Below are 17,582 nucleotides of genomic sequence, written 5' to 3'. Positions count from 1 at the left end.
ATGCAATTAGGAACGATTTTAATGATCATAGTCTCGCTTTGATTACTACTGATCATTGCAACCTCTAAATTCTTTATTCGATTTGAAAACAATTACTGATTTTGATTTTTCATCGGTGGCTTCATGTTCTTTTACATGATAATTGGTAGACAGATCCAATTCTTGATTCCAGGTTGGAATGCTGCTGATGATAATAGCCCTTTTGCGGTCTCAATCAGACACTCAAGATTATTATTATTAGATATCTGTCCGTTCTTTGCGATCTTTGCTGGTTTTGGATTGATGGTAACTAAAAATAAATTAATAATCAGATCTGCAGCACCAATTGCTTTATTTGGTGGGTTAATTAACCTTTATGGGGAATTATTTAGATTAGCCAAACAATATACTGGTAAATTAGAAGCTTACCGTTTTATCTTCATTGGAATTGGTAATGACCAACTTTATTTCATTCTTCACGTGATGACAACAACTGTAGCATTAATGCTAATATGTTGAACGACTAAATGAACTCCAAGAGATATTCTTAATCAATACCTATTTATTGCGATATATGCTTGTTATGTATTAAGCTCTATCCAATTAGATCGCAAAATTACCAACAATGCAAACGGAATCTTAATTGCTGACTGATACATTGGTGGTGAATACCAATCTGTATCAAAAATCTTAAGAGTACCTTTCCCAACTGTGATCCCTGTTGGGGTTGTGATTACGATGGTTTCAATCACCCTAATCTGAGCAATGAGATATGGTGTTCAAGAATTAAATGCAAGAATCATTTATCCATCATTAGCTAAGAAGCAAACTAAATTCGATCTTAAATACATGTGAAAAAATCTTAAGTATAACTACTTAAAGCGAAGAAATAAGAGTAGATAGATAAAAAAACGTGAAGTTGAGAGATTCAAACTTCATGTTTTTTTGCCTTTTTATTAGTCTATTTTCTAATAAAATACCTTAATAATAAATCGATCTAGTGATCGCAAAAACAAGAGAAAATAATATCTAGAATTATAATCAAATAGTGTAACTAAATTTAAGAATGATTTATCAATTTCTTTTTACAAAAATTACACCTAAATAACAATAATAACATATCAATACGAAGTATTCAAATACTTTTCTATTTATTCCATCTAGCAGTCAAAAATTCTTAACAAAAAGTTTAACTCTTGATCCTTTTTGTTTCATTTATGATCTGGAAGATAGTGTCTTAGCTAAAGACAAAGAAGAAGCTTTAAAACAGCTTGCTGAGTTCTTGCTAACAAATAAGTTACAAAACGTTAAGTTGCCATCCGTTTAAATTCTGATAACTACATTCATGAATTAACTTATTTGTTAGATAAAAAAGTTAAATTTGATTATATCGTTTTACCAAAAGTTGAAAGCTCAGCCGTTTTGAAAGAAGCAATTAACTTCTTAAGAACTAAAAGAGCTACACAAAAACTGATTTTAATCATTGAATCTGCTTTAGGTTATTATCAGATTACTAGAATTAAATTTGGAAAAAGAACATTTAAATCATATCTTTGGTCTATTTGTCGGAACAAATGATCTTTCTTCTGATTTAAATTGCGAAATTGAATCTGAAATAGTTAATAAAATCAAATTAGATTTAGCATTGTATGCTAAATACTTAAATATTAACTTTATCGACGCGCCTGAATTCGATATTAACAACCAACAAAAAGTTTTCACAATAAAATAAACGTCATTACGTATAAAACATCAATTCACCCTAAACACCTTGAATGAATTGATTAAGTTTATTCAGTAACTCAAGAAGAGTATTTAAAAGCTAAAGAAGTAATTCAGATTCTTAATGAAAAAGGTGCTTACAATTTTGATAGGAAAATCATCGATAAGGCAAACCTTGAAAAGCTACACAAAGTTGTTCAAAAATACGAAGAACAACAAAAACGTCTAAATAAGTAGTTATTTTTAAGACAAAAACATTACTTTAAAACCTCAAAAGTTCTTTTGAGGTTTTTTTGTTCTTATTTTAAATCTGAGTGGTTTTCTCCGTGCTTTATCTTGTAATAAATAAGAGATTTCTTTGCCTTTAAAATCATTAACACTAATTTTCGTTGATGATATTTATGTTTTTACCTCAGTCTTCTAAAGTAATAGTAGATATCGTTATTGTCTACTAGTTGACTTAAAAATAAGTCATTTCTCTTTGAGCTAAAAGTTTAATAAAACATCTAAGAATGTAAAAGTTTACTAACTAAGATAAATCAATGAACTAAAGCTAAGCTAATACATCCCTTGAATGGTTTTATACGGTGCAACCTTTAATAATGATATTAGCTTTAAGAACGTACATTTATTAGGGACAACTAAGACTTATTTAAACAAATCAAAATTCAAAAAAAAATCATTTTATGGCGCAAAATTGAAGAAAAATAGCAAAAATATAATTTGCTTAATCGGCGTTTTAAACTTAAGTAATGTCAATAAAAAATAATAATGCGAGCGCATTATTATTTTTTTTATAACTATTTATCTTTCTCAGTAATCTTGTGTCTTGTTTTATGTTGTCTAAGTTTGATATTTGAACTCTTTAGAATATGGGTAGATATTTTATTATCTGGAAGATGTTCATATTTATTATCTTCATAAACAACTTCAACTATTCCACTTTGCACTATGGTTTTAGCGCAATTTGAACAAGGGAATAAGTTGGTATAAAGTGTGCAGTCTTCAATAACTGTACTTGTATTAAGAATTGCGTTGATTTCAGCGTGAACTACATAAGGATATTTAGTTTTAGCACTATCTTGATTAGTTCTATCTCATGGAAAGATATTATCAAGACCTTTATGCATTCCGTTGTATCCTAAGCCAATCACGTATTTCTTCTTATTGACAATACAAGCGCCAACTTGAGTTGATGGATCTTTAGATCTCATAGCTGATACGTTAGCTAACATCATAAAGTATTCATCCCAACTTATTACGTTGGCATTTGTTTTATTGTTATCAGATTTTTTTAATCAAAATTCTACAGTAAATTTGCTATTTTCTTCTACATTCATTAAAAAATAATTAGAAAGATCTAGATTAAGATAAACATCACCTTCATACTTGTTTTTAATTCGTGAAATAATGAGTTCATCAGCATACTGATAATAATGTTCATAAATGTATTTGCCTCCAGCTATAAACAAGATATCTTGACTATCCTTATATGCTTTAAATAACTCTAGTAACTCTTTTTCGCTACGAATTGTTTCATCAGCATTTGAAATCTGATCTTTTCTGCTGAAAACATAATGCTTACGATTCTCTAATTTTCCAGGTAAACCTAAAAAAGTTGTTTTACCAAATAATAAAGCATGGCCAATCGTGGTTTTTCTAAAATGCTCAAACTCTTCTTTGATGTGTCATGGCATTTTATCTTTTTTACCAATTAGATTGGCTTCATCCATTGCTACTATCAATTTAATCATTAAACAGCTACCTTTCCTTTGATTGGGTCATGGTGTTCATAGTTTTCTAAACTGATATCTTCGAATCTAAAATCAAAGATATTTTTAATATCAGGGTTTAGGGTTACTTTAGGAAGTTTTTTAGGTTCTCTTTGTAGTTGAATTTTTACTTGTTCAAGGTGGTTTGAATAGATGTGGGTATCCCCAATTGTATGGATAAATTCAGCAGGTTTTAACCCAGTTACTTGAGCAACCATTAAAAGTAACAAACTATAAGAAGCAATATTAAAAGGCACGCCTAAGAATAGGTCCCCACTTCTTTGGTATAGTTGCAGTGAAATTTCATATTTTTCATTAACAAAGAACTGGAAAAAACTATGACAAGGTGGTAGGGCCATCTCTTTTATTTCACCAGGATTTCACGCACTTACTATTAAACGACGTGAAAACGGGTTAGTTTTAATTTCGTTGATAACTCACTCAATTTGATCAACGCCATTAAAGTCACGTCATTGTTTTCCATACACAGGGCCTAGTTTTCCGTATTGTTGAGCAAATTGGTTATCAGTTTTAATTTTCTCAACGAAGTCTTGTAAGCTCTCTCCTTTAAAGTCATTTGATTTCTTAAAAGCTTCATAAGGTCATTCGTTCCAAATGTTCACATTATGATCAACCAAGTACTTGATATTCGTATCACCTTTAAGAAATCATAATAATTCATGGCAAATTGCTTTTCAAGCCATTTTCTTAGTTGTTAATAATGGAAATCCTTCACGTAAATCATATCGACTTTGAGTGCCAAAATAAGAGATCGTACCTGTGTTAGTTCGATCTTTTTTAACCTCACCTTTGGTCATAACTTTTTCTAACAAATCTAAATATGTTTTCATAACCTACCCCTTTTAAAAAAAATCAACTAGTTAACTATTAATATAGTTATAATTAAAAAATTATCTTAAAAATAATGATCTGAAAAAATTAAGCTCAGGTAAGTAGATATTTGTTCAAAACCTTTTAAAATAAAGGGTTTTGAACTTTTTGGGTTTAGCTTATCTGATTTTTTATAGATTTTCGACCTGAAAAATTCATCCAAATTAACAATTTTGACATAGCTTTAGTGAGGAGTTTAGAAAAATTTTTTTGGGTTGTTTTTTTAAAATGTCAAATTTTTTTATCCTTTTATTATGCACGTAAAGTCACTAAAATAAAGGAGAATGGCAAGATTCTTTAATAATACAAATATAAATATAAATATAATTTGTATTATTATGGCTTATTTTTCTTTTACAATTGTTAAGAGGCTAAAAGGGGTTTAGTAGCAATTCGCAACTAGGCAAATATTATTTTTATAAACATTAAGCCCTAATTTTTATAAAAATAATATTTCTTTTTTAGACTACACTTGTTTTAAATTATTTAGAAAAGGTTCTTTTGTATGTCAAATAACAACAAATATTATGACAAATCATTTAGTCCTCTAGGCTATGTTGCTAACGGACAAAAAGGTGTTATGCGTTCAATCAATTGGAACGTAATTAATGACCCAAAGGATTTAGAAGTTTGAACAAGAGTTACTCAAAACTTCTGATTACCAGAAAAAATACCTGTTTCAAATGACTTGAAGTCTTGAAATGAATTAACTCCTGAATGAAAACAATTAGTAACTAGAACATTTACAGGGTTAACACTTTTGGACACAATTCAATGTACTCTAGGTGATATTGCTCAAATCCCTAACTCACTAACTGACCATGAACAGTTTGTTTATGCGAATTTCTCTTTCATGGTGGGAGTTCATGCACGTAGTTATGGAACTATCTTCTCAACTCTTAATACAAGTGATGAGATCGAAGAAGCTCATGAGTGAGTAATTAACAATGAAAAGTTACAAGCTAGAGCTAAATTTTTAGTACCTTACTATACTTCAGACGATCCTTTAAAGTCTAAAATTGCAGCAGCTTTAATGCCTGGATTTTTACTATACGGTGGTTTTTATTTGCCGTTTTATCTAGCAGCTAGAGGTAAATTGCCAAACACCAGCGACATTATTCGACTAATCTTAAGAGATAAGGTAATTCATAACTATTATTCAGGTTACAAGTACCGTCTTAAAGTACAAAAGCTACCTAAAGAAAAGCAAGAAGAATACAAGAAATTCGTTTTTGAAATCCTATATAAATTAATCGAATTAGAAAAAGACTTCTTAAGAGAACTATATGATGGTTTTGGTTTAGCTGATGAAGCAATCGCATTTAGTTTATACAATGCTGGTAAGTTCTTACAAAACTGTGGTTACGAATCACCGTTCACTCCAGAAGAAACAAAAATCTCACCAGAAGTTTTTGCCCAATTATCAGCTAGAGCTGATGAAAACCACGATTTCTTTAGTGGTAATGGAAGTTCGTACATCATGGGTGTAACAGAAGAAACTCAAGACGACGACTGGGAGTTCTAATTATGGAAAACACGCCGAAACTAAATGTTCCTAAAAGAAAACCCACTGGAGAAATGCGTGTTGTTTATTTCTCAAGCACTACTGAAAATACCAAAAAGTTTTGTGATAAATTAGGCTTGCCTGCGACAAGAATTCCAATTAAACTAAGCGAAGAGATCGAAGTTGATTACGACTACGTTTTAATTTGCCCCACCTATGCTGGAGGATTGGACGACTTTAAAGGGTCTGTACCCAGACAAGTGATTAAATTTCTTAATAAAGTACAGAACCGAGAACACTGTGTTGGAGTTGTAGCTAGTGGTAATACTAACTTTGGTGAGACCTTTGGACTAGCAGGTCATGTTCTTAGAGCAAAGCTACACGTCCCATTATTACACGTTTTTGAACTAATCGGAACTAAATATGACGAAGAATTAGTTCGTGAACGAATACATAAATTGTGAAATTGGGAAGAATAAATATATACTAATAAACCAAGAATAAAAAATTTGAAATTTTTTATAAATTAATAACAGAAACAATAAAAACTAATAAGACAGAAAAGGTAACGGAAAATGAGCGATAGTTTCAAAGAAGCTAATGGATATTTGGCATACAATGCAATGAGTAAACTAGATGAGGGTAAAAACTCAGTACTTAATGATGCCAAAGCAGTTGCACTTTATATGCAAGTGCATGTTAAACCAAGAACTAAGAAATTTAACTCGATCCATGAGCGAATGGACTATTTAATTAAAAACGACTTCTATGAAAAAGAAGTTGTTGAGAACGTTAGCAAAGAACAACTTGAAGAACTATATGGTGTGATCAAAGAATTTGATCACGAATTTCCTTCATTCATGGGAGCTTTCAAGTTTTATAACTCTTATTGTTTAAAAAGTAATGATGGTAAAGAGTTCTATGAAACTTACAGCGAACGTTGTTTAATGAACGCGCTATTTTTAGGTGGCAAAAATTTTCAAAACGTTAAGAACATCTTAATTGAGATCTTATCAGGACGTTTCCAACCAGCTACTCCAACGTTTTTAAACGCGGGTAAAAAACAACGTGGAGAATACGTTTCATGTTATCTATTACGTGTAGAAGATAACATGGAATCAATTGGGCGCGCAATTGTTACTTCATTACAATTATCTAAACGTGGTGGTGGTGTAGCACTTTGTTTAACCAACTTAAGAGAGTTTGGTGCACCAATTAAGAACATCGAAGGTCAAGCTTCTGGTGTTATTCCAGTAATGAAGATTCTTGAAGACTCATTTTCATATGCAAACCAATTAGGTCAAAGACCTGGTGTAGGTGTTGCTTACTTACACGCTCATCACCCTGATGTAATGGTGTTCTTAGATTCTAAACGTGAAAACGCTGACGAAAAGATCCGCATTAAATCATTAGCTCTTGGATTAGTTGTTCCTGATATTACTTTTGAACTAGCTAAAAACAACGAACAGATGGCATTATTCTCACCTTATGATGTTCAAAGAGAATATGGTAAACCATTCTCAGATATCAAAGTAACTGAAGAATACCACAATATGGTTAATAACCCTAGAATTAAAAAGACGTATATTTCAGCACGCAAGTTCTTCCAAACGATCGCTGAATTACACTTTGAATCAGGTTATCCTTACTTATTATTTGATGATACGGTTAATAACCGTAACCCTAATGCTGGACGAATTGTGATGTCAAACTTATGTTCTGAGATCGTCCAAAGTTCAACATCAACTGAATATAATGAAGATTTTTCAATTAAGAAATTAGGACAAGATATTTCATGTAACTTAGGTTCAGTTAATATTGATAAGATGATGCGTTCAGCTGAACGTTTTGAAGATTCAGTTTATTACGCAATTAAATCATTAGACCACGTTTCTAAGAGTGCTAATTTAGATTGTGCTCCTTCTGTTAAAAATGGTAATGCTAATAACCACGCATTAGGTTTAGGTGCAATGAATCTACATGGATTTTTAGCAACACATGAGATTTATTATGATTCTCCAGAAGCACTTGAATTTACTGATTTCTTCTTCTATACATTAGCTTATTATGCTTTCAAAGCATCTAACCGTTTAGCTGTTGAACAAAAACAAACTTATGCTAACTTTAAAACATCTAAGTATGCAGACGGTTCTTACTTTGATAAATACACTAAGTGTGATCCAAACACTTATGTAATCAAAAATCCAAAGATTAAAGAGATCTTTAGTAATTACAAGATCAAAGTTCCAACTCAAGCTGATTGACAAGCACTTACTGAAGAGATCAAAAAAACTGGTTTAGCTAACGCTCATCTACTAGCAATTGCTCCTACTGGTAGTATCTCTTATCTATCTTCTTGTACACCTTCTATCCAACCAGTTGTAGCACCAGTTGAAGTTCGTAAAGAAGGTAAAATTGGTCGGGTGTATTCTTTAGCTTACAAATTAAATGAACACAACTACAAATACTACAAGGATGGTGCTTACGAATTAGGTCCTAACCCTTATATTGATATCTGTGCTCAAGCTCAAAAACACGTAGACCAAGCAATTTCATTAACTTTATTTATGAACGATACTGCTACTACTAGAGATCTAAATAAAGCTTACATCAGAGCTTATAAATCTAAATGTGCTTCTGTATATTATGTTCGTGTAAGACAAAACGTTTTAGAAGATTCTGAAAACCTAGATTGAGCTAAAGATCAAGCTAGCACCGTTGATTGTGAAGCTTGCCAAATCTAGATAAATACTTAAAAAAACAAGCCGGAATTCCGGCTTGTTTTTTTTTGTTTGTTCTTAAGCTTAATTTTTATCTAATTAAATCTTTTTATCAAAGAAGAATGATGATTCTTTAATATATACAAAGTATTCGACGATATTTACTAAATGGTCGTTAATTCTTTCGATATTTTTAATCACAAGGATCGTATCAATTAATAAATTTAGTTGTAATTCATCTTCAGAATTCAGATCATATTTCTTAAAGTTCTTAAGATATCTTTTGTATTTAGATTCAAATTCTTGTTGTCTGATGTCAGCAAACTTATAAGTCTCTTCAGCATTGTTTTCTTTTAAATGGGCAACAACATCTTTATAGTTGTTTAGTGAGTTTTCTTGTAGATCGATAATGACATCTAACTTCTGTGACGAGATATTATCATTCTTAAGTAAGAATTTAGCCACATTATTAGCATAGTCACAGATTCTTTCAATATCATTTGATGAAGAGATAATCGCAATAATAAATCTTAAATGAGAGGTCTGAGGTTGTTCTTTTGAGATGATTCAAGTTGAATCATCCAAAAGATCTGCTTGTTTAATGTTGGAATGTTTTTCCATCTTAAAAATCTCATCTAAGATCTCTTGATAAGGTTCGTGGTTTTTGTAATTACACAAAGCTTGTAATAATTTTTCATGGATCTTGATTCCATGATCAATATATTCATAAAACTTGCTAATTAATTCTTGTTCTGAGTATTTTAGTGATTTGTAATTTCTTGACATAATTAGCCGATCCTTCCATCAATGTAATCTTTAGTTTTCTCATTATTAGGTTGGGTGAAAATCTGTTTGGTTGTTCCATGTTCTAACACTCGACCTTCATAAAAGAAGACTGTTTCATCACTAACTCTTTGGGCTTGTGCCATTGAGTGAGTTACGATTACGATTGAATAACTCTTTTTTAGTTGATGAATTAATTGTTCAATCTTGTTTGTTGCAATTGGGTCAAGCGCTGAGGTCGGTTCGTCCATTAGTAAAACCTCTGGTTTTAGTGCAATTGCTCTAGCAATTGATAACCGTTGTTGTTGCCCCTCTGATAACCCATGAGCTGATTGGAACAAAATGTCCTTAACATCATCTCATAGTGCAGCCCCTTCTAAGGATTCTTTTACGATCTGATCGATCTTAATTTTATCCTTAATTCCATGAGATTTTAAGGCATAAGCAATGTTCTCATAAATTGATAATGAAAACGGGGTAGGCTTTTGAAACACCATTCCCACTTTAGAACGAAGTTCCAACTCTGGTAGGGTTTTGGAATAAATATTTTTAGATAAGAAAAAGATACTACCAGTTTTAGACACTCCATCAGTTAAATCATGCATCCGGTTAAGCGAACGAATAAAAGTTGATTTCCCACAACCACTTGGTCCAATTAACGCGGTTACTTTATTCTTCTTAATTCCTAGATTAATATCTTTTAAAGCATGTTTAGCTTTATTTGAATACCACAAGTTGTAATTATCAATCTCAAAGATATTATCAAAATTATAGTCATCTTTAAAATGAATTAAATTAGGATCTTTATTTTTATATAAGATCTTATATCTTTTAATCTTCTCATTGATCTTAATTAATTCATCTTTGTTATCAGTAGATAACAACTCTTTTTTCTTTTGAACTAATTCTTTAATCTTTTCTTTATATTCACCCTTCTTTTGAAGGTATAACTCTTTGGTTTGTGGATCAATTTTCTTATGCATAATTTAGGTTATCTTTTTTATTCTTTCTTTTAGTTTTTCATTTATCCCACCAAATTAGAATCTTATATTTATTCTTAAATAAATAAGGAATTAATAAGTTACTTATTAAGATAAAAATAAAGATTAAAAAAATCGACATGAAAGCTGATTCAAACATAATGTTCTGCGCGTTTGCTTGGGTTGAGAACAGTTGGCTATAAATTCTTACGGTTAGTGTTTGTCCTCATAAACCTAAACTAAAGTGGTTAGATGATGATAAACCAGCTGTAATATACAGTGGTGCTGTTTCGGCTAAAATCCGTGAGATTGATAAGATGATACTACTTAATATATGCTCAATTACCTGGGGTAAGATAATTTTTAAGATCGTTTGTGATCGTGAGATTCCCAAAGCGTAAGAAGCTTCACGGGTTGAATTGGGAACAGAAGCTAACGCTTGCTGTAGCATTCTTATGAATGCTGGCATAATTACCAATGAGATCGTAAGAATACCTGCAATCATTGAGTTAGAACTTCTTCCTCCGATTGCTAATCATAATGTTTGGATAAAAAAGGTTAAACCAAATATCCCAAATAAGATTGATGGCGTTGAACTCAACGCATCAATAAAGAATAAGATCGTTGTTTTAGCTTTATTATTTCTTGCATACTCATTTACGTAGATCGCAATAAATAATGAGATCGGAAACGCAATTAAGATCCCAAAAAAGATAATAACTAACGTATTAACAGTAGCTCTTCCTGTTGAGTTAGCTGCAAACGATGTAATCGTTTGATCAGGACTAAAGATCGCAATAAAGCCATGATAAAAGGTGTAAATTAAGATCCATAAGATGAACCCCACACAGATTGTCATACAGATAAATTCAACTGTTTGTCTTCAATAATCATAAGCTTTTACTCTGATCGCGTTCTTATGAACCTTAAAATAACTAGCCGATCTTTTATTAAGGTTAATTAAATAAACAATTGATTGACTAATCTTATTGGGAATAAAAAGAATGATGTTAGCAATAAAGGTTTCAACCTTTATTGCTCAAGGGTATTTTTTCTTGGTTGAACTCTTATTAATAAACAACACTAAGATGTTGATAATAATCGTAAAGATGAATAAGATAATACCAAATAGGTATAAAACGCTTCTTAGGTTTTCTGAACCGTTTTCAGCAAAGAAGTTATATGAGATAATCGCTCCAATTGTTTTTAATCCAGATTGGATGAAATCATTAAAAGAAGTATGTCCAACAATATTATAATTCTGAGAAGTTAAGATAAAGTTTAGTGCCATTGACTCACTAATTGCACGTGAAAATGCTGTTAGTAATGACACATAAATCCCGTTTTTAGCTTCTTTTTTAAAGATCTTATAGATCGATTTAGTCTTGGTCGTACCAAGAGCTATTGAAGCTGATAAGATGCTCATATCAACACTATCAAGCGAGTTATAACTCATAGCTACAACTGTAGGTATGATCATAAACGTTAGCATGATAATGGCTGTAATCAGATTTCATGAAGTTCTAGTATCAAAGATTACTTGAACTAAAAAACCTAATGAATTAGCAGCAAACAACCCAAAAACAACTGAAGGGATTCCCGCTAATATATTAATAATAATCCTGAAGGTCTTTCTTCATCTTTCTTTTAATCTAAATTTAATAAAGATTGCTGTATTAACCCCAATCGGTGCAGCTATTAACAACGATACAAACGTAACAAATAATGTAACAGATAGTGGCGCTCAGATTCCGGCTTTATTTTGAACCAGATTAAAATCTAATCTAAAAATACTTTTTCCATAAGACTCTCATCCAGGGATTGATTTATAAAAAATAAAAGCAAAGATCCCAACAAAAGTAATGGCAAACAACCATGCTGCAGTAAATGAGATTGAATGAAACAACTTACTTCTAGCTTTTTTAAATTGATTAAATTTGTTCGTGTTTAACATTAGAATTCAACCCCAAATTTAACTGGATTAAACGAATAGTCACTAACCCAGAATAAATTTTCATGATTTGCAATCAGTTCTTGCGGAGACTGATTTCTTAATTGATCATTAAGTAAAAACATCTGTTTTAATTCTTTATCTGATAATAAAATTAACCCTTGTAATTCATAGACCTTATCGATCTGCTTTTTAATATCAGCAGATTGATTAAATAAGGTAAATTTAATAAATTGCTTAATCGAATTAAGCTTATTATCATCTTTATTTGATAATGAAAAGATCGCATTATAAGGTCTAACCCAACGATAAGTTCCATCAGTGACCGTTTGAATCGATGGAATGATCAATTGATCATTAATCTTATAGTTTAAGATATCAAACCCATCGTTTTTAATCATCTCTAGGTTGTTAAGGATAAAACCTAATGATAGATAGGTCATTGAACCAACTAATCTAGCATTAGTTTTAAAAAAGTTATAGGTCTCAACGTTTGATTCACCTGTGGTGATCGTGTTGATACCATAATCTGTTATACCTTGAAGAGCATCTAGGGTTTGCTTAGTTAATTGATCTTGTTTGATTAACCCGGAGTTATGTAAGAATGCTTCGGCTGTTCCTGAAACTGAAGCTGCTCCTGATCGTGCAAAGGGAACAATATTATCGTTTGGTAATTCTTGATTACCAAAGTAAAAGTCTGATAACGAGACGTGATTAAAACCAGCAAATGCATCATAAAGTTTGCTGATATTATTTGCATCTACATAAAAATCATTACTTGAAGCATTTGCTGGTTTTTTATAAATAACTGCGATTGCATCTTTAGCTAAAGTAACGGTCTTGATCTCAAGATCTTTTCATTGTTGCGTAGTTCTAGGGTTAACTAAAACTTGATCTCTAGGACTTCTTGACGCATTACCAATATTAGATGTACCATCTAAGACACTAGAAATCCCTGAAGTTGATCCTCCAGCTTGAACTGAAATCTCAACAGGTTCATACTTGGCATATAATGCTGATAGTGTATCCATAAAAGGTTGCACTGATGATGAACCCCTTGTATTAATGACAACAAAATTTAATGAACACGAACTCATTAAATATGATAGTGAAACAGCTGAAAAAAATAATAATATTTTTTTCCGAAAAAGAGGTTTCATTTCTTTTGATTAATTCTATAAGAATTCTAACAAAAAAATATTATCTATTTATTAGTCTTACTTAGTTGTTGGGTTTCTAATTCAATGATTAAATCTCTTAAACTAGCTGCGTGCTCATAATTTTGGTTCTTAGCAGCTTCAAGCATTTCGTTTCTTAGATCTTCAATCATCTTAATAAACTTATCACCTTTAGCTTTAGTTTTGCGCATCACTTCTTCAATCTGTTTGTGTGATGCTTTGTTTTTTAAATCATCATAGATTGGTTTGATAATAGTTTTAGGTGTGATCTTATGATCTTTGTTAAATTTCTCTTGGATCTTACGTCTACGATTAGTTTCATCAACAGCGATTTTCATCGCTTTAGTCATCTCATCAGCATACATAATCACGCGCCCATTTTGGTTACGTGCTGCTCTACCTATAGTTTGAATTAAAGCTTTATCACTTCTGAAATAACCAGGTTTGTCAGCGTCAAAAATACATACTAATGAAACTTCTGGAATATCTAATCCTTCACGTAAGAGGTTAATTCCGACAACACAATCATACTTACCTCTTCTTAGATCATTAAGAATTAATGATCGTTCTAGAGTTTTTAATTCGTTGTGAATATAAGCACATTTGAAGTTACGTTCTTTTAAATATTCAGTTAGATCTTCTGCCATTTTAATCGTTGTAACTGTAATAAAAGTCCTTTCGTTTTTATCTTTTTGTTTCTTCAATTCATTCATTAGATCATTAATTTGATCTAATCTTGGTCTGATTTCAACAGTTGGATCTAACAAACCTGTAGGTCGAACTATTTGTTCAATTATTTCGTTATTAGATAGTTTGATCTCTTCATCATTAGGGGTGGCTGAAACAAATATTACTTGATCAGATTTATTACTAAATTCGTCGTAATTTAAAGGACGGTTTTCTAGGGCTGAAGGTAATCTAAAACCATACTCAACTAAAGTAGTTTTTCTTGATTTATCGGTGTTAAACATACCCTTAACTTGGGGAACAGAAATATGCGATTCGTCGATTACCATTAATCAATCATCACCAAAGAAATCAAATAGCGTTCAAGGAGTAGAACCTTTTTCACGCAATTCTAAGTGAAAAGCGTAGTTTTCAATCCCGTTACAAAAGCCGAATTCTTTAATCGCATCAATATCGTATTCTGTTCTTTGTTGAAGTCTTTGTGCTTCTACAAGTTTTTGTTGATTTTTAAATTCCTGAACTCGGAACATCAATTCTTCTTGAATTCTCTTAATCGCGGTGTCTTTACGTTCAAAATTTAAGATATATTCATTAGCTGGACCTAATACATAGGAAGTATATTTTTCAATAACACTACTATCAGTTGGATGAATTTTTCTGATTTCTTCTAATTCATCACCAAAAAAACTTAACCTAATAATATGGTCACTTACATAACCAGGAAAGATATCAACAACATCTCCTTTGATTCTAAATGTTCCTGGTTCGTTACATTCAGGGCTTCTAGCGTAATTTAATCTAATTAAATTTTCTTTTAAATCTGAAAGCTTAAGAGTGTTACCAACTTTTAAAATTATGCGGTAAATATCGAAGTCTTCGGGATTAGCAGCAGGATAAATGCAAGCAACAGAAGCAACAACAATTACATCGTTTCTAGTTGATAAAGAGTTTAATGATGCTAATCTTAACATCTCAATTTCGTCATTAGTAACTGAACTTTTTTCGATGTACATGTCTGTTCTTGGAATATATGCTTCAGGTTGATAAAAATCGAAATAAGAAACAAAATATTCAACAGCATTGTTAGGAAATAATTCCTTAAATTCTAGATATAGCTGTGCTGCTAGTGTCTTGTTATGAGCTAAAATTAGCGTCTTTTTTTGAGTTTTTTCAATTACATTGGCAATTGTAAAAGTTTTTCCTGTACCAGTAGCACCTAATAGGGTTTGATACTTTTTATTTTTATTAATCCCATCAACAAGTTTTTTAATAGCTTCTGGTTGGTGTCCAGCTGGTTTATTTTTAGAAACTAGTTTAAATTTTTTCTCTGCCATGTATTGATTTTTATCTGATTCATCAGATGGTAGGTTCATTATAAAATAGTAATAAATTATGTCACTAAGATAAACATTGCTACGAATTTGACTACTTATTTGAAATTTCAAAAAAAAGTACTTGTAAAATATAAAATTTGCAAATTTATCGGTAAAATTTAGTTTTTTTTAATACTTCTTTTGCTTTTATAATCGAAGTAAAAACATTCAAACACATAATTAGTTCTTTGAATGTTAAAGCTTAATAACCTTTGAATGTAGATAGAAAATCAATATGCTATGACTTTAACTTTTCTTTAAGTGTTTATTTTGTAATGATCTCTAAAAGAATTTGTGAAGTTATCAACGAGGTTTTTGATTTTAACGACATTAATTTTTTAACCTCGATACCTTTATAAAAATAAGTAGGGAAGGGGTTGAATTCATTTTTACAATCATAGACACGGCCTGAAAACCGTTTTTATAGATACTTATTAGTAAGCCTAAAATTTAAAAACATTTCTTTGTATTCTGTATGAAATACAACTCAGAAAATTAACTAGTATTTGGTTTAACTGCAATCACTGTGCTAGAAACAAGAATAATACTGTGTCCTATAAAAAGCCTAATTATGTTTTTATAAAAGTTAATATCGTAGCAATTTCAAGAATCTTAAATGTATATTTAGATAGATTCTCTTTGATATGTTTAGTCAATTAGTAAGCTAACGGCAATAAAGAAAAATTACTCTAAAGATTAACTAATTAAATTAATGGGATTTCGGTGAATAAAAACTAACTATTCTTAGGTTCCATAACTTAAAAAACAAAGCGCTTTTTTTAAAAATGAGTGATTTTTGCCGAATATTTGCAAATTTTAAGAGAATAAAAAATTAGTTCTTTAACTGAGTTAAGAACTAATTTTGTTCGTCATCCTATTTCTTAATGTTCTAAAAATGATTTAATTTGTTCAGAACAATCATTAACTACATTAATGATGTTTTCTTCGCCATTAATGATCGCACCAGACGCCATCTCGTGTCCACCACCACCTCATTTCAGTGCTATTGTTCTAACAGAAGGGCCATTAGATCTAAAATCAATTCTTCACTTATTATCATCTTCTTCAATAAAGAATAATCAGATTCTAAAGTCCTCAATATTAGACAACATATTAACTCTTGCACATTCAAAAGATGTTCGATTAAGTTCTTTTTGTACAGCTTTTGAACATACAAAATAAATTACTTGGTCCTTTGTTTTGTAGTTAGCAAATACATATTGTTTAAACTTAAGATCACTATGACTAACCTTACTTAGATTCTGATTAATATAGAACAGATCAGCATTTGCATCAGATAAAAAACTAACTAACATATATGTTCGTGCAGATGTGTTTTTGAATAAAAATCTACCAGAATCGGTATAAATCCCTAAATATAGGTAATTAGCTGCTTTTGGAGTCACTTTCCATTTAGATTGGTATGCAATATCAGCCACTTGTTCAGCTGCTGCAATATAACTTGAATCAATGAAAAATGCTTTAGCATCTAAATCATCCTCATTTGGATGGTGATCAATTCTTAAAATTGCATCAAACAGTTGATCATCTATTAATGATCTACATTCAATCCGTTCTTTGAAATTAGCATCTACAACAATCCCTAAAACTTTTTTATTCTTAAATCACTCATGATCAATATGATCGTGATTCATTTCTAAAAACGGGAAACAGTCTTTTTTATCTCCAACAACTTTTACTTCTTTGTTTGGATAATTTGTTTCAATTAGTTCTTTTAAACCAAATTGTGAACCTAAACAATCACCGTCTGGTCTAATATGGTGAAAAATAACGATATAATCGTATTTTTCAATAGTTTGTACTGCTTGTAAAATATTACCTTTAACCATGATGAACTCCTTTTTATTTTTATTATCAAAAACTACCGTTTTGAATGGCTGAGATTACAACAAAAACTGCCCCATAAACACATAAACTAACAAATGCTAAACCCACTAGAATTACTAATGTTGTTAAGATAATTTTAATCTTTGTAGAAGTAGTTCTTCAAAAATTAATGATTTTGTATTTCATAATCTAAT

At 30.8% G+C, this 17,582-nt stretch carries 14 protein-coding genes; 5 read left to right on the top strand and 9 right to left on the bottom strand.

Annotated features, from left to right (window positions below; genetic code table 4):
* Entirely contained in the window at window positions 1-882 is an 882-nt protein-coding gene (locus D2833_RS00255) for a DUF5378 domain-containing protein (protein WP_117273913.1), read from the top strand.
* A 622-nt stretch (window positions 883-1,504) separates the two neighbouring features.
* Window positions 1,505-1,711, top strand: a complete 207-nt coding sequence (locus tag D2833_RS04040; protein ID WP_135811409.1) for a hypothetical protein — start codon at window positions 1,505-1,507, stop codon at window positions 1,709-1,711.
* Between the two features lie 790 nt (window positions 1,712-2,501).
* On the opposite strand, the gene D2833_RS04315 is transcribed toward D2833_RS04040, so the two are convergent.
* Both D2833_RS04315 and D2833_RS00235 read right to left on the bottom strand, forming a co-directional pair.
* The gene (locus tag D2833_RS04315) at window positions 2,502-3,455 is read right to left on the bottom strand and encodes a dihydrofolate reductase (RefSeq protein WP_027333162.1); all 954 of its coding nucleotides are present in this window, start codon (window positions 3,453-3,455) and stop codon (window positions 2,502-2,504) included.
* Window positions 3,455-4,324, bottom strand: a complete 870-nt coding sequence (locus tag D2833_RS00235; RefSeq protein WP_011113275.1) for a thymidylate synthase — start codon at window positions 4,322-4,324, stop codon at window positions 3,455-3,457. The genes D2833_RS04315 and D2833_RS00235 overlap by 1 nt, the downstream gene beginning before the upstream one ends.
* A gap of 545 nt (window positions 4,325-4,869) precedes the next feature.
* On the opposite strand from D2833_RS00235, the gene nrdF reads away from it, so the two are divergent.
* The 3 genes from nrdF to nrdE all read left to right on the top strand — a co-directional run bounded on the left by nrdF (window position 4,870) and on the right by nrdE (window position 8,612).
* Window positions 4,870-5,889: a class 1b ribonucleoside-diphosphate reductase subunit beta gene (nrdF, locus tag D2833_RS00230; RefSeq protein WP_011113274.1), complete on the top strand. Its 1,020-nt coding sequence runs from the start codon at window positions 4,870-4,872 to the stop codon at window positions 5,887-5,889.
* Between the two features lie 2 nt (window positions 5,890-5,891).
* Window positions 5,892-6,347 carry a class Ib ribonucleoside-diphosphate reductase assembly flavoprotein NrdI gene (gene nrdI / locus D2833_RS00225; protein ID WP_011113273.1) on the top strand — a complete coding sequence of 152 codons (456 nt, stop codon included), beginning with the start codon at window positions 5,892-5,894 and terminating at the stop codon, window positions 6,345-6,347.
* Window positions 6,348-6,443: 96 nt separating this feature from the next.
* The gene (nrdE, locus tag D2833_RS00220) at window positions 6,444-8,612 is read left to right on the top strand and encodes a class 1b ribonucleoside-diphosphate reductase subunit alpha (RefSeq protein ID WP_011113272.1); all 2,169 of its coding nucleotides are present in this window, start codon (window positions 6,444-6,446) and stop codon (window positions 8,610-8,612) included.
* 75 nt (window positions 8,613-8,687) lie between these two features.
* Here nrdE and D2833_RS00215 read toward each other — a convergent pair whose 3' ends face one another.
* From D2833_RS00215 to D2833_RS04055, 7 genes are all read right to left on the bottom strand, one after another.
* Entirely contained in the window at window positions 8,688-9,374 is a 687-nt protein-coding gene (locus D2833_RS00215; RefSeq protein WP_011113271.1) for a PhoU domain-containing protein, read from the bottom strand.
* 2 nt (window positions 9,375-9,376) lie between these two features.
* Complete coding sequence (gene pstB / locus D2833_RS00210) at window positions 9,377-10,354, bottom strand: phosphate ABC transporter ATP-binding protein PstB (RefSeq protein WP_027333160.1); 978 nt, start codon at window positions 10,352-10,354, stop codon at window positions 9,377-9,379.
* Window positions 10,347-12,305, bottom strand: coding sequence for a phosphate ABC transporter permease PstA (gene pstA / locus D2833_RS00205; RefSeq protein ID WP_011113269.1), 1,959 nt, complete (start codon window positions 12,303-12,305; stop codon window positions 10,347-10,349). Before pstA ends, pstB begins: the two co-directional genes overlap by 8 nt.
* Complete coding sequence (locus D2833_RS00200) at window positions 12,305-13,462, bottom strand: phosphate ABC transporter substrate-binding protein PstS (RefSeq protein WP_011113268.1); 1,158 nt, start codon at window positions 13,460-13,462, stop codon at window positions 12,305-12,307. The genes pstA and D2833_RS00200 overlap by 1 nt, the downstream gene beginning before the upstream one ends.
* Before the next feature lie 44 nt (window positions 13,463-13,506).
* Entirely contained in the window at window positions 13,507-15,501 is a 1,995-nt protein-coding gene (gene uvrB, locus D2833_RS00195; RefSeq protein WP_011113267.1) for an excinuclease ABC subunit UvrB, read from the bottom strand.
* A gap of 920 nt (window positions 15,502-16,421) precedes the next feature.
* Window positions 16,422-17,390, bottom strand: a complete 969-nt coding sequence (locus D2833_RS00190) for a DHH family phosphoesterase (protein WP_117273911.1) — start codon at window positions 17,388-17,390, stop codon at window positions 16,422-16,424.
* 22 nt (window positions 17,391-17,412) lie between these two features.
* A complete protein-coding gene (locus D2833_RS04055; RefSeq protein WP_155242167.1) occupies window positions 17,413-17,574 on the bottom strand; it encodes a hypothetical protein in 162 nt (53 codons plus the stop codon).
* Window positions 17,575-17,582 lie beyond the last annotated feature (8 nt).

It is taken from the genome of Mycoplasmoides gallisepticum (assembly GCF_900476085.1).
GTDB classification, from domain to species: Bacteria; Bacillota_I; Bacilli_A; order Mycoplasmatales; family Mycoplasmoidaceae; genus Mycoplasmoides; species Mycoplasmoides gallisepticum.
This window is presented reverse-complemented; position numbering and strand designations above follow the sequence as displayed.